This window comes from Streptomyces sp. ALI-76-A, from assembly GCF_030287445.1.
GTDB lineage: Bacteria > Actinomycetota > Actinomycetes > Streptomycetales > Streptomycetaceae > Streptomyces.
Window position 1 is genome coordinate 7580978 of record NZ_JASVWB010000002.1, and the last position, 13995, is coordinate 7594972.

Sequence of the window (13995 nt, forward strand, 5' to 3'; positions counted from 1 at the left end):
TCGGAGTGGTAGGACCACTACGGCCTCAATCGCGGAAAATATGCCGACGCGGGGTGTTGTTTCGGGCGAGTGGTCTGATAAGTATGCGGTCATCTGCTCGAACCCGCTCAACGAGGAGCCACGAGATGCCCGGCAGGACAGTACGGAAGCGGAACAGGATGCGGAGTGTCGGCACGGTGGCCACGGCCGTCGGAGCCTCGCTCGTGCTCGCCGCGTGCGGCAGCACCAAGGACACCGTCGGCTCGGGCGGCAGCGGGGGAGGGGACGGCACCGGCAAGGTCGGGGTGATCCTGCCCCTGCTCACCTCGCCGTTCTGGCAGTCGTACAACGACTACGTGCCGAAGATGGCGAAGTCCCAAGGGGTCGACGCGCTGAAGACGGTCAACTCCAACAGCGACCCCTCGCAGCAGATCACCGACATCAACAGCCAGCTCAACCAGGGCGTCAAGGGCCTGGTCGTCGCCCCGCTGGACAGTGCCGCCATCGAGGCCGGCCTCGACCAGGCCGAGCGCAAGGGCGTACCGGTCGTCGCGGTCGACGTGGCGCCGGACAAGGGCAAGGTCGCCATGGTCGTACGCGCCAACAACGTGGCGTACGGCGAGAAGGCCTGCCAGTACCTCGGCGAGCAGATCCCCTCCGGCAAGGTCGTGCAGATCATGGGCGACCTCGCCTCGGTCAACGGCCGTGAGCGTTCCGAGGCGTTCCGCGCCTGCGTGAAGAAGAACTTCCCGAAGCTGAAGGTGCTGGAGATCCCCGCCAAGTGGGAGTCCGACACGGCCGCCTCGAAGCTGGACACCCTCCTCAACGCCAACTCCGACCTCAAGGGCATCTACATGCAGGCCGGCGGCGTCTACCTCGCGCCGACCCTGCAGACCCTCAAGTCGAAGGGCATGCTGAAGAAGACCGGGCAGGCGGGCCACATCACGATCGTCTCCAACGACGGCATCCCGCAGGAGTACGACGCCATCCGCAAGGGCGAGATCGACGCCACCGTCTCCCAGCCCGCCGACCTGTACGCCAAGTACGGCATGTACTACGTCAAGGCGGCCATGCAGGGCAAGACGTTCGAGCCGGGGCCGACCGACCACGACTCGACCATCGTCAAGCTGCCCAGCGGCATCCTCGAGGACCAGCTGCCCGCGCCGCTGGTCACCAAGGACAACGTCGACGACCCCGACCTGTGGGGGAACACAGTCGAATGAGTACGGCCGTGACCACACCACCCCTCGTCGAGGCGTCGGGCATCGTCAAGCGGTACGGTCCCACCACCGCCCTCGCCGACGGCCGCCTCACCGTCCTGCCCGGCGAGTCCCACGCCCTCGTCGGCCGCAACGGCGCCGGCAAGTCCACCCTCGTCACCCTGCTCACCGGTCTTCAGGCGCCGGACGAGGGCACCGTCCGCTTCGACGGCGAACCCGCGCCGGCGCTCGCCGACCGGGACGCCTGGCGCCGCAAGGTCGCCTGCGTCTACCAGAAACCCACGGTGGTCCCCGAACTCACCGTCGCCGAGAACCTGTTCATCGACCGGCAGCCGCTGCGGCGCGGGTTCATCAGCTGGCGGCGGCTCACGTCCGAGGCGGCCGAGCTCCTCGACGCCTGGGACGTGCACGTCGACCCGGAGGCGCGCACCGCCGACCTCAAGGTCGAGGACCGCCAAATGGTGGAGATCGCAAGGGCGTTGAGCTTCGGCGCCCGCTTCATCGTGCTCGACGAACCGACCGCCCAGCTCGACAACCGGGAGATCGAGCGGCTCTTCACCCGCATGCGCGCCCTGCAGAAGTCCGGGGTCACCTTCCTGTTCATCTCGCACCACCTCCAGGAGGTGTACGAGGTCTGCCAGACCGTGACGGTCCTCCGGGACGCCCGCTGGATCACCACGGCCCCGGTCGCCGACCTGCCGCGCGCCGCGCTGGTCGAGGCGATGGCCGGGGAGACCATCGCCGAACATGCCGCGCACCACCGGGTCGTCGACGACAGCGGCCCCGTCCTCCTGGACGTGAGCGGGCTCACCTCGGACGCGTACGAGGACGTCGCCCTCACCGTCCGCCGCGGCGAGGTCGTGGGCCTCGCCGGATCCAGCGGCAGCGGCAAGATCGAGCTCGCCGAGTCGCTGACCGGACTGCACACCCCGCACCGCGGCACGGCCCGACTGGACGGCCGGCCGCTGCGGTTCGGTGACGTACCGGCCGCCCTGAAGGCCGGCGTCGGCTGCGTCCCCCGGGACCGGCACGCCCAGGGACTCGTCGTCTCCATGACCATCGGTGACAACGCCACCCTGAGCGTCCTCGACCGGCTCGGCCGCTTCGGCTTCGTCGGCACCGACCGCCGGCGCGGCGTCGCGACCGAGCTGATCGACCGCCTCGACATCCACGCCGAGGGCCCCGACCAGCCCGTCTCCGACCTGTCCGGGGGCAACGCGCAGAAGGTCGTCATGGCCCGCGCCCTCGCCTCCGACCCGCGCCTGCTGGTCCTGATCAACCCGACCGCGGGCGTGGACGTGAAGTCCAAGGAGTCCCTGCTGGCCCGCGTCGACAGCGCCCGCGAGGACGGCACGGCCGTCCTCGTCGTCTCCGACGAACTCGACGACCTCCGGCGCTGCGACCGCGTCCTCGTCCTCTTCCACGGCCGCATGGTCGCCGAGCACCCGGCGGGCTGGCGCGACCACGAGCTGATCGCCTCCATCGAAGGAGTGGACCATGACTGACACCAAGGCTCCGCCGGTCACGCCGGTACGTGTCGTCGGCCCGCGCTCGGCCCGGACCGTCCTGTTGCGCCGGGCGCGCGAACTCGCCCTGGTGCCGGCTCTGTTGCTGCTGATCGTGCTCGGAGCGGTGCTCAACGACTCCTTCCTCACCGAACGCAACCTGATCTCGATCCTCGGCGCCTCCGCCGCCCTGGCGATGGTGGTGCTGGCCGAGTCGCTGGTCCTCATCACCGGCAAGTTCGACCTGTCCCTGGAGTCGGTGGTCGGGATCGCGCCCGCCGTCGGAGCGCTCCTCGTACTGCCCGTCGCCCAGTCCGGCTGGGGCACCGAGTTCCCGGCCGCGCTCGCCCTGCTGGCCGTCCTGGTCGTCGGCGCGGCGATCGGCGCCTTCAACGGCATCCTGGTCGTCAAGTTCAAGCTGAACGCGTTCATCGTGACGCTCGCGATGCTGATCGTGCTGCGCGGTCTGCTCGTCGGCGCCACCGAGGGCAAGACGCTGTTCGGCATGCCCGACAGCTTCTACTCCCTCGCCACGACCACCTTCCTGAACGTGCCCATGTCCGTGTGGCTCGCCGCGGCCGCCTTCGCGATCGCCGGGTTCGTGCTGAAGTACCACCGCGTCGGACGCGCCCTGTACGCCATCGGCGGCAACGCGGACGCGGCCCGGGCGGCCGGTATCCGGGTCGACCGCGTGATGCTCGGCGTGTTCGTGGTCGCCGGTGTCCTCGCCGCGGTGGGCGGGCTGCTGCAGACCGGTTACGTCGGTGCCATCAGCGCCAACCAGGGCCAGAACATGATCTTCACGGTGTTCGCGGCCGCGGTGATCGGCGGCATCAGCCTCGACGGCGGGAAGGGCACCATGTTCGGCGCCCTGACCGGCGTCCTCCTCCTCGGAGTCGTGCAGAACCTGCTCACGCTCGCCCAGGTCCCGTCCTTCTGGATCCAGGCCATCTACGGCGGAATCATCCTCGTCGCCCTCATGATCGCCCGCGTCACGACAGGACGTGCCCAGGACTGACCCGCCCTGTCCCCGCCACCGACCGAAAGGCACTCCGTGTCCCCGACGCCCGTCCGCATCACCGCGGTCGACACCCACGACATCCGTTTCCCCACCTCGCGCGAGCTCGACGGCTCCGACGCGATGAATCCGGACCCCGACTACTCGGCCGCGTACGTCGTGCTGCGCACGGACGGCGACGACGCGGGCGGCGGTCCCGAGGGGCACGGCTTCACCTTCACCATCGGGCGGGGCAACGAGGTCCAGGTCGCCGCGATCCACGCACTGCGCCACCACGTGGTCGGGCGGTCCGTCGACGAGGTGTGCGCCGACCCGGGATCCCTCTTCCGGGACCTGATCGGGGACAGCCAACTGCGCTGGCTCGGGCCCGAGAAGGGCGTGATGCACATGGCGATCGGCGCGGTCACCAACGCCGTGTGGGACCTGGCGGCCAAGCGCGCCGGCAAGCCGCTGTGGCGGCTGCTCGCCGAGGCCGACCCCGAGTGGCTGGTCGGACAGATCGACTTCCGCTACCTCACCGACGCGCTCACCCCCGAGGAGGCGCTGGAACTGCTGCGCAAGGGCCGGGACGGCGCCGCGGAGCGCACCACGCGCCTGCTGGCCACCGGCTTCCCCGCCTACACCACCTCCCCGGGCTGGCTCGGCTACGACGACGAGAAACTCACCCGGCTCGCCGCCCAGGCGGTCGCCGACGGCTTCCGGCAGATCAAGCTGAAGGTCGGCGCGGACCTGGAGGACGACGTACGGCGCTGCCGGGTCGCCCGGCGGGTCGTCGGCCCCGGCATCCGGATGGCGATCGACGCCAACCAGCGCTGGGACGTCGACGAGGCGATCCGCTGGACCAGGTCCCTCGCCGAGTTCGACCCGTACTGGATCGAGGAACCCACCAGCCCCGACGACATCCTCGGACACGCGGCGATCCGCAGGGCGGTGGCCCCGGTGAAGGTCGCCACCGGCGAGCACGTGCAGAACCGGGTCGTCTTCAAGCAACTGCTCCAGGCCGGAGCCGTCGACATCGTCCAGATCGACGCGGCCCGGGTCGCCGGCGTCAACGAGAACCTCGCCGTCCTGCTGCTCGCGGCCAAGTTCGGCGTGCCGGTCTGCCCGCACGCCGGCGGCGTCGGCCTGTGCGAACTCGTCCAGCACCTGTCGATGTTCGACTACGTGGCGCTCGCCGGCACCACCGAGGACCGGGTCATAGAGTACGTCGACCATCTGCACGACCACTTCCTCGACCCCGTCGTGATCAGCGAGGGCCACTACACGGCACCCACCGCGCCCGGATTCTCGGCCACCATGCGGCCCGAGTCGATCGCGCGGTACACCTTCCCCGACGGCTCCTTCTGGGCCGCCGACCTCGAGACGCGGAGCGACGAGCACCCGAAGGGACAGGCGGCATGAGCGACTTCGAGGGCCTCAAGGCCCTGGTGACCGGCGGCGCCTCCGGCATCGGCAGGGCGACGGCGGAACTCCTGGCGGCGCGCGGCGCCCAGGTCGCCGTCCTCGACCTGGACCCCTCGTCGGTCGACAGGCCCCTGCTGGCCTACCGGGCCGACGTCCGCGACGACGCCTCCGTGCGCGAGGCCGTCGCCGCCGCCGTGGCCGACCTGGGCGGACTCGACATCGTGGTCAACAACGCGGGCATCGGCGCCCAGGGCACGGTCCAGGACAACGACGACGAGGAGTGGCACCGCGTGCTGGACGTCAACGTCGTCGGCATGGTGCGCGTGGCCCGCGCCGCCCTGCCCCACCTGCGCGCCTCCGCGCACGCGGCGATCGTCAACACGTCGTCCATCGCGGCCACCGCGGGCCTGCCGCAGCGGGTGCTGTACAGCGCGACCAAGGGGGCCGTGTACTCCCTCACCCTCGCGATGGCCGCCGACCACGTCCGCGAGGGCATCCGCGTCAACTGCGTGAACCCGGGCACGGCGGACACCCCGTGGATCGGCCGCCTGCTGTCCAAGGCCGCCGACCCGGCCGCCGAACGCGCCGCCCTGGAGGCCCGCCAGCCCACCGGACGCCTGGTGGGCGCGGACGAGGTGGCGGGCGCGATCGCGTACCTGGCGAGCCCGCTGTCCGGCGCCACCACCGGCACCTCGCTCGCCGTCGACGGCGGCATGCAGGGCCTGCGCCTGCGGCCGGCGGGCCGGTGAGCACGCTCGGCCGCAGCGGCGTCGAGGTCAGCGCCCTGGCCTTCGGCGCCGCCGTGATCGGCAACCTCTACACCGAGGTCGGCGAGGAGCAGGCGCACGAGGCGGTGACCGCCGCCTGGCAGCGGGGCGTGCGCTACTTCGACACCGCCCCGCACTACGGCCTCGGCCTGTCCGAACGCCGCCTCGGCGCGGCCCTGCGCGAGCACCCCCGCGACCGGTACACGGTCTCGACGAAGGTCGGCCGGCGACTGGACCCCGCCGAGGACGGCGGCGACGACCTCGCCCACGGCTTCGCCGTCCCCGCCACCCACCGCCGTGTCTGGGACTTCAGCGCCGACGGCGTACGGCGCACCCTGGAGGCCAGTCTCGAACGGCTCGGCCTGGACCGGGTGGACGTCGTCTACCTCCACGACCCCGACGACCACGCCGAGCAGGCCTTCCGGGAGGGCTACCCGGCCCTGGAGAAGCTGCGCGCGGAGGGCGTGGTGGGCGCGATCGGCGCGGGCATGAACCAGACCGGGATGCTCACCCGTTTCGTCCGCGACACGGACGTCGACGTGGTCCTGTGCGCCGGCCGCTACACCCTGCTCGACCAGGACGCGCTCACCGGGCTGCTCCCGGCCGCCGAGGAGCACGGGGTCTCCGTCGTCATCGGCGGAGCGTTCAACTCCGGCCTGCTGGCGGACCCGAGGCCGGGAGCGACGTACGACTACGCCGAGGCGCCCGCCGCGCTGCTGGACCGCGCCCTGCGCCTCCAGGCCGCCGCCGACCGCCACGGCACCACCCTGCGCGCCGCCGCGCTGGCCTTCTGCGCGGCCCCCGCGGCGGTCGCCAGCGTCCTCGTCGGCGCCCGGTCCGCGGCCGAGATACGCGACTGCGCCGACCAGTTCGCGGCCCCGGTGCCCACCGCCCTCTGGCGGGAGCTGCGCGCCACCGGTCTCCTGCCCGCCGACGCCCCCGTCCCCGCCGAGGAGCCGTCATGAGAATCGCCCTGCACACCAAGGTCCGCGCCGACCGGATCACCGCGTACGAGGCGGCCCACCGCGAGGTCCCGGCCGACCTCACCGCCGCGATCCGCGCCGCCGGGGCCACCTCCTGGACGATCTGGCGCAGCGGCACCGACCTGTTCCACGTCCTGGAGTGCGAGGACTACGCCCGCCTCCTCGCCGAGCTGGAGCAGCTCCCGGTCAACCTGGCCTGGCAGGCCCGCATGGCCGAGCTGCTGGACGTCGTGCACGACTACTCCGGCGAGGGCGCGGACGCCGGCCTGCCCGTGGTGTGGGAGCTGCCGTGACCGTGGACGCGCACCACCACGTGTGGGACCTGTCCGTACGGGACCAGGACTGGATCGCCGACGACAGTCCCCTGCGGCGGGATTTCACCGTGGACGACCTCGTCCCCGAGGCCCGGGCCGCCGGAGTGGACCGCACGGTGCTCGTCCAGACGGTCACCGTCGCCGAGGAGACCCCGGAGTTCCTGGCCCTCGCCGCCCGGCACGACCTGATCGCGGGCGTCGTCGGCTGGACCGACCTCACCCGCCCGGACGTGGCCGAGGAACTGGCCAGGCTGCGGGAACTCCCCGGCGGCGGGTACCTCAAGGGCATCCGGCACCAGGTCCAGGGCGAGCCGGACCCCGAGTGGCTGCTGCGGGCGGACGTACGGCGCGGACTGGCCGCCGTCGCCGAGGCCGGACTCGTCCACGACCTGGTGGTGCTGCCGCACCAGCTGCCCGCCTGCGTCGAGGCGGCCCGTACCTCGCCCGGCCTCACGTTCGTCCTGGACCACTTGGGCAAGCCGCCGATCGCCTCCGGCGCCCTCGAACCCTGGGCGTCCGACCTCCGCGCCCTCGCCGCCCTCCCCAACACGGTCTGCAAGCTCTCCGGCATGGTCACCGAGGCGGACACCGCCTCCTGGATCGTCGACGACCTGCGCCCGTACGCCGAGGTGGCGCTGCACGCCTTCGGCCCAAACCGGCTGATGTTCGGCTCCGACTGGCCCGTGTGCACGCTCGCGGCGACCTACGCCGACGTACTGGACGCGGCCCGCCGGTTGGTCCCCGAAGCGGAACACACCCAGGTCTTCGAGACCACCACCACCCGCGTCTACGACCTCTGACTCACCCCCGTCAGCCGGGTCGGCGGCAGATAGTCGCGCACGTACGTCCGCTCCCAGCACGCGCCCGTCTCCCGCAGCTCGCGCCAGGTCGTGTACCGGTAGCGGAAGAGGCGGGCGCGGATGTGGCGGGGCGGCGCGTCGGGCGGGAACGGGGAGCGGCGCAACAGCCTCAGCGTGTCGCGGTCGTTCTCCAACAGCCGTTCCACCAGGGCGCCGAACCACGATCCGGCGTACGCGGGCGACAAGGCGGCGAACCACATCATCCAGTCGAGCCGCAGATGGTACGGCGCGAACTGGCGCGGCCAGTGCCGAGGATCACCCGGCTTGCCCTTGAACTCGTACTCCCGCCAGTCGGAGTCCTCGCGCGGCACCTCGTCGGCCGTGCCCTCGACGACCACCTCGTACCGGACCCGGCTGACGCTGCCGAACGCGCCGTAGGCGTTGACGAGATGGAGCGGGTCGAAGGAGCGGTTCATGGCCTGGCGGCGGGAGAGCAGGTTGCGGACCGGGTGGTAGCTGAGCCCGGCGAGCAGCGCGGCGACCGCGAGGACCAGCACCTCGTACCAGAGCGGGGCGCCGGGCAGCGACGGCGGCTCGCCCGGGAAGCGCACGGCCGACAGCGCCAGCACGACGGTGATCCAGTTCAGCCAGGAGAAGTTGCCCGACAGCACCAGCCACAGCTGGGTGACGATCATCAGCGAGGCCGCCGCCGTGGCGATCGGCTGCGGGGTGAACAGCAGGAAGGGGACAGCGAGTTGGGTGACGTGGTTGGCGGCCGCCTCCACCCGGTGCAGGGGCCGGGGCAGATGGTGGAAGAACCAGCTGAGGGGGCCCGGCATCGGCTGGGTCTCGTGGTGGAAGTCCAGGCACGTCAGCTTCCGCCAGCACGCGTCGCCGCGCATCTTGATCAGACCCGCGCCGAACTCGACGCGGAACAGGATCCACCGCAGCAGGAACAGCACCAGGACGGGCGGGGCCACCTCGTCGTTGCCGAGGAACACGGCGAGGAAACCGACCTCCAGGAGCAGGGACTCCCAGCCGAAGCCGTACCAGGTCTGGCCGACGTTCACGATCGACAGGTACAGCGCCCACGGCACCGCCCACATCACCATCGCGGCCCACAGCGGCAGCCGGGAGTCGAGCCCCGCCAGCAGCGCCGCCGACACCGCGCAGCCCGTCCAGGCGCAGGCCGCGAAGAAGCGGTCCGAGTAGCGCAGCTGGAACAGGCTCGGCGCCCGCCTGAAGGGCACCCGTTCGACGTACCTGGGCACGGGCAGCATGCCGCGCTCACCGATCAGCGCGCGGAACTGCCGGGCCGCCGTCAGGAACGCCACGAGGTACACGCCGGCCAGAGCCCGCTGGAAGACCAGCCGGCTCGTCCAGTACTCGGGTGCGGTGAACCAGTCCACGACCGTGCGCTCCTGTCTCCGTTCTCGCTCCGGACACCCCCGCGCCGGACGTCCGCGTGACTCTGCGTGTACCTCCCTTCCGCTTGCGTAACCCAAGTGAGTGAAGCAGACAATAGTGGCGACATGCTCGACATGGGCGAGGTGGACGGGATGAACGGGAGTACGTGGTGCGCACACCCACCGGAACCCTCGTCACGGCCTGCGCGCTCTCGGCGGCGCTTCTCGTCGCCGGCTGCGGCGGCGACGGGGACGCCTCCGACGCCGACGCCACCGGGGCGAGCGGGGAGATCTTCCTCCAGCCCGCGGCGGCCCCGGGGCCGGACCCCTTCACCGACTCGACGGCGACCTCCGCGGTCCCACCGTCGCCGGTCACCCGAACGCCGCGGCCGGACCCGTCGGGATCGGCCGGAGCGCGGTCCGTATCCGGCTCGACGCCCGGCCTCTACGCCGGCACCCGGCGGTCCGGCAGCTGCGACGTGGGCCGGCAGATCGAGCAGCTGACCCGGGACCGGGTCAAGGCCCACGCCTTCGCGCAGGTGGTGGGCGTCCCCCGGGCATCCGTCCCGGACTACCTGCGCGCACTGGCCCCGGTCGTCCTGCGTGCCGACACCCGGGTCACCGACCACGGTCATCGCGACGGGCGGGTCACCGGCCACCAGTCCGTCCTCCAGGCGGGCACCGCCGTCCTCGTCGACAACCGGGGCGTGCCGCGCGTCCGCTGCGCCTGCGGCAACCCGCTGACCCCGCCGGCGGCCCTGCGCGGCAACCCGGGCACCCACGGCCGACCCTGGGCCGGCTACCGGCCCGCCCGGGTGGTCGCGGTGGCCCCGGCCACCCGGGCCCTGACCACCGTCACGATCATCGACATCGTCACCCGCGCCTGGGTCGAGCGGCGCGTCAGTCACGACGTCCGCCACGACCGGGTCGTGCCGACGCCGGCCCCGTCGGCCCCGACATCCACCAAGCCGTCCCCCGACGGAAGTCCCCCCGGCGCCTCGCCGGGTGACGGCAGCGCGTCCCCGAGGACGGACGGCTCCTCACCGGCGCCGAGCGACTGCCCGACGCCGACGCCAACCGTCACCGACCCGCCGTACGCTCCCGACCCGCCGGACGCCCCCGACGACGCACACACCGACGCGTCGACGGACGACATCAGGGACGACATCAGGGACGACAGCACCGACGAGCCGGCCGACTGCCCCACGCCCGCCGTCACCCGCACCACCACATCCCCGTCGGACCCCGGCGCCCCCCGCACACCCCCGAACGAGCCGGCCCCGCCCGACCCCGGCACGTCGGTCCCCGACGAGCCCACCGCCGAGCAGCCCTCGCGGGACGGGCCCTCCCCGGACGCCCCCTCCGCCGACTGGCCCGCCACCTCCCCGGACCCCTCCGACGAGGCCGGCCCCGACACCGTGCCGGAAAGCCCCGACCTGCCCGACGGCGGTGGACTGATCCCCGACGACCGGTCCGGCACGGACAGCGTCCCCGGCAGTCCCACCGGCGTCTGAGCGGGCCGGCGGCAGTCGCCCCGCCGGTCCGCCCCCTCATCCCTCCCGGTCCTGTCCTCCCGGTCGAAGAATCGGGTAAACCCTGGCAAGGTGGCCCCATGGTTGATCGGGGAGCGAGCGCCCTGTCACTCCCGGACGACTGGCCCGCCCACCCGGATCCGATCCTGGCGCTCAACCGCATGGGCAGCTTCGACTGGGACCTGGACAGCGGTCTGTTCCACATGGACGCCCAGGCCTACGAGGTCTTCGACCTGCGCCCCGACGAGTACGACGGCTACCCCGGGTCGCTGGAGAGCCGGGTGCCGGGCGCGGAGGCCCACCGTCTCGACGCCCTGGTCGCGCAGGCGATCAAGGACGGCAGCGAGAACTACGGCACCTACTTCCGGCTCCGCTGCCGCGACGGCTCGCTGCGCTGGACCCACACCCAGGGCTACATCCGGCGCGACGAGACGGGCCGTCCCCGCCGGATCGTCGGCATCGTCCGCGACGCCACCCAGGAACTCAGCGAGCTCGAGTCCCGCCGGGAGCAGGCAGCCCAGGACGAGGCGCGGCGCCGCCAGACCAACGTCGTCCAGCTGACCACCGCGGCCCTCGCCCACGCCCGCACCGTCGACGACGTGATCGACGTCCTCAAGGACACCCACGGCCTCACCCACCTGGGCGCCACCAGCCTGGTCTTCGGTCTGGTCGAGGCCGGCCGCATCCGGCTGGTCGCCGAGGGCCCCGAGGGCAGCTTCGTCCCGGGCACCGACATCACCCGGATCGACGAGCCCTACCCGATGAGCGAGGTCGTCCGGACCCTCAGCCCCCGCTTCATCGAGTCACCGGAGGAGTTCGCCGAGCGGTACCCCATCCTGTGGCCGCACATCACCGGCCTGGACATCACCTCGGCGGCCTATCTGCCGCTCATCGCCGAGGCCCGCCCGATCGGCGCCATGGGCCTGCTCTACAGCGACCGGCGCGGTTTCTCGCCCGAGGACCGCAACGTCCTCATCGCCCTGGGCAGCAGCATCGCCCAGAGCCTGCAACGGGCCATGCTGTTCGAACAGGAGAAGGACCTGGCCACCGGCCTCCAGCAGGCCATGCTGCCGCGCACCATCCCCAGCGTCCCCGGCGCCGACGTCGCCGTCCGCTACCGTGCCGCGACCGCCGGCGGCTCCCCGGGCCGGGACATCGGCGGCGACTGGTACGACCTGATCCCGCTGCCGGGCGGCCGGGTCGGCGCCGTCATCGGCGACGTCCAGGGCCACGACACCCACGCCGCCGCCGTCATGGGGCAGCTGCGGATCGTCCTGAGGGCGTACGCCGCCGAGGGGCACACCCCGGGCACCGTGATGGCCCGCGCCTCGGTCTTCCTCCACGAACTCGACACCGAGCGCTTCGCGACCTGCCTGTACGCCGAGGCCGACCTGTCGACCGGTGTCGTCCAGGTGGTCCGGGCCGGCCACATCGACCCGCTGATCCGGCACCCCGACGGCAGCTGCCGCCGCGTGTCCGTCCCGGGCGGCCTGCCGCTCGGCCTGTCCGCCGAGTTCGGACGCCTCGAATACCCAGTCGCCACTCTCGAACTCGACCCCGGGCACACCCTGCTGCTGTGCACCGACGGGCTGGTCGAGCAGCCCGGCGCCGACCTCGACGACGGCATGCGCACCCTGGCCGCCCTCATCGCCACCGGCCCGGACGACGTCCGGGACCTCGCCGACCGGCTCATCGACGTGGCGGAGGAACGCGGCGGCGACGACGACGTGGCGCTGCTCCTGCTGCGCCGACACGGCCTGGACACCCCGCAGTCCGGCAGCCGCCTCCAGCAGCACGTGGCGCCCGGCGACCCCGAGGCCCTCGTCGCCGCCCGGCACATGATCCGCGCCGCCGTCGGTGCCTGGGGCGCCCGCGACCGCTGCGACGAGATAGAACTCGTCGCCGACGAACTGATCACCAACGCCCTGATGCACACCGAGGGCTCCGCGATCGTCACGCTCAGGGTCCTCACCGGCCCGGAACGCCGTCTGCGCGTCGAGGTGGAGGACCCCTCCAGCGCCCTGCCGCGCCGCCGGGAGGCAGGCGAGTCGGGCGTCTCCGGACGGGGCCTGCTCCTCGTCGACCTGCTCACCGACACGTGGGGCGTGGAGGCGCGGGGCGGCGGCAAGTGCGTGTGGTGCGAGTTCCAGGTGCCGGAGCCGAGCTGAGCACTCCGGTGTCCGGTGGCACTCTGGACGTATGCCGGAACTCCCCGAGGTCGAAGCGCTCAAGGACTTCCTCACCGAGCACCTGGTCGGCCACGAACTCGTCCGGGTGCTGCCCGTCGCGATCAGTGTCCTGAAGACGTACGACCCTCCGCTCGGCGCCGTCGAGGGCCGCCGCGTCACCGCCGTGCACCGGTACGGCAAGTTCCTCGCCCTCGCCACCGACGGCGGCCCGCACTTCGTCACCCATCTGGCCCGCGCGGGCTGGCTGCACTGGAAGGACAGGCTCCCGGACGGCCTGCCCCGCCCCGGCAAGGGCCCCCTCGCCCTGCGGGCCGCCCTGGAGACGGGCGCCGGCTTCGACCTGACCGAGGCGGGCACCCAGAAACGCCTCGCGGTGTACGTCGTCCAGGACCCGCACGAGGTCCCCGGCATCGCCCGCCTCGGCCCGGACCCGCTCGCCGCCGACTTCGACGAGGCCCGTCTCGCCGCGCTGCTCACGGGTGAACGACGTCAGCTCAAGGGCGCCCTGCGCGACCAGAGCCTGATCGCCGGAGTCGGCAACGCCTACAGCGACGAGATCCTGCACGCGGCGAGGATGTCCCCCTTCAAGCCGACCTCGTCCCTCACCCCCGAGGAGACCGGCCGCCTGTACGAGGCCCTGCGCACCACCCTCACGGAGGCGGTGGAGCGTTCCCGGGGCGTGGCGGCGGGCCGTCTGAAGGCCGAGAAGAAGAGCGGCCTGCGCGTCCACGGCCGCACCGGCGAACCCTGCCCCGTGTGCGGTGACACCATCCACGAGGTCTCCTTCAGCGACCGCTCGCTCCAGTACTGCCCGACCTGCCAGACAGGCGGCAGACCACTGGCGGACCGGAGACTGTCCCGGCTGCTGAAATAGGTCA

Annotated in this window: 12 protein-coding genes; 11 read left to right on the forward strand and 1 reads right to left on the reverse strand. The window is 72.4% G+C overall.

Features of this window, described 5'->3' with window-relative positions; translation table 11 throughout:
• Window positions 1–125 precede the first annotated feature (125 nt).
• The 8 genes from QQS16_RS34740 to QQS16_RS34775 are packed head-to-tail and all read left to right on the forward strand — an operon-like array spanning window position 126 to window position 7990.
• Window positions 126–1202: a sugar ABC transporter substrate-binding protein gene (locus QQS16_RS34740; protein ID WP_286066024.1), complete on the forward strand. Its 1077-nt coding sequence runs from the start codon at window positions 126–128 to the stop codon at window positions 1200–1202.
• Window positions 1199–2704, forward strand: coding sequence for a sugar ABC transporter ATP-binding protein (locus QQS16_RS34745; protein ID WP_286066025.1), 1506 nt, complete (start codon window positions 1199–1201; stop codon window positions 2702–2704). The genes QQS16_RS34740 and QQS16_RS34745 overlap by 4 nt, the downstream gene beginning before the upstream one ends.
• A complete protein-coding gene (locus QQS16_RS34750; protein ID WP_286066026.1) occupies window positions 2697–3722 on the forward strand; it encodes an ABC transporter permease in 1026 nt (341 codons plus the stop codon). The genes QQS16_RS34745 and QQS16_RS34750 overlap by 8 nt, the downstream gene beginning before the upstream one ends.
• A 36-nt stretch (window positions 3723–3758) precedes the next feature.
• Window positions 3759–5123 carry an L-fuconate dehydratase gene (locus tag QQS16_RS34755; protein ID WP_286066027.1) on the forward strand — a complete coding sequence of 455 codons (1365 nt, stop codon included), beginning with the start codon at window positions 3759–3761 and terminating at the stop codon, window positions 5121–5123.
• The gene (locus tag QQS16_RS34760; RefSeq protein ID WP_286066028.1) at window positions 5120–5875 is read left to right on the forward strand and encodes an SDR family NAD(P)-dependent oxidoreductase; all 756 of its coding nucleotides are present in this window, start codon (window positions 5120–5122) and stop codon (window positions 5873–5875) included. Before QQS16_RS34755 ends, QQS16_RS34760 begins: the two co-directional genes overlap by 4 nt.
• Complete coding sequence (locus tag QQS16_RS34765) at window positions 5872–6858, forward strand: aldo/keto reductase (RefSeq protein ID WP_286066029.1); 987 nt, start codon at window positions 5872–5874, stop codon at window positions 6856–6858. The genes QQS16_RS34760 and QQS16_RS34765 overlap by 4 nt, the downstream gene beginning before the upstream one ends.
• Window positions 6855–7169 carry an L-rhamnose mutarotase gene (locus tag QQS16_RS34770; RefSeq protein ID WP_286066030.1) on the forward strand — a complete coding sequence of 105 codons (315 nt, stop codon included), beginning with the start codon at window positions 6855–6857 and terminating at the stop codon, window positions 7167–7169. Before QQS16_RS34765 ends, QQS16_RS34770 begins: the two co-directional genes overlap by 4 nt.
• Window positions 7166–7990: an amidohydrolase family protein gene (locus tag QQS16_RS34775; RefSeq protein ID WP_286066031.1), complete on the forward strand. Its 825-nt coding sequence runs from the start codon at window positions 7166–7168 to the stop codon at window positions 7988–7990. The genes QQS16_RS34770 and QQS16_RS34775 overlap by 4 nt, the downstream gene beginning before the upstream one ends.
• Here QQS16_RS34775 and QQS16_RS34780 read toward each other — a convergent pair.
• Entirely contained in the window at window positions 7978–9399 is a 1422-nt protein-coding gene (locus tag QQS16_RS34780) for a lipase maturation factor family protein (protein WP_286066032.1), read from the reverse strand. The genes QQS16_RS34775 and QQS16_RS34780 overlap by 13 nt on opposite strands.
• Before the next feature lie 167 nt (window positions 9400–9566).
• Here QQS16_RS34780 and QQS16_RS34785 point away from each other — a divergent pair, with 167 nt between their 5' ends.
• The 3 genes from QQS16_RS34785 to QQS16_RS34795 all read left to right on the forward strand — a co-directional run bounded on the left by QQS16_RS34785 (window position 9567) and on the right by QQS16_RS34795 (window position 13991).
• On the forward strand, window positions 9567–10910 hold the full coding sequence (locus QQS16_RS34785) for a DUF6777 domain-containing protein (RefSeq protein ID WP_286066033.1): 1344 nt from the start codon (window positions 9567–9569) through the stop codon (window positions 10908–10910).
• Between the two features lie 98 nt (window positions 10911–11008).
• Complete coding sequence (locus tag QQS16_RS34790; protein ID WP_286066034.1) at window positions 11009–13096, forward strand: SpoIIE family protein phosphatase; 2088 nt, start codon at window positions 11009–11011, stop codon at window positions 13094–13096.
• Window positions 13097–13127: 31 nt separating this feature from the next.
• Window positions 13128–13991 (forward strand): Fpg/Nei family DNA glycosylase, encoded by an 864-nt coding sequence (locus QQS16_RS34795; RefSeq protein WP_286066035.1) that lies wholly within the window; start codon window positions 13128–13130, stop codon window positions 13989–13991.
• Window positions 13992–13995 lie beyond the last annotated feature (4 nt).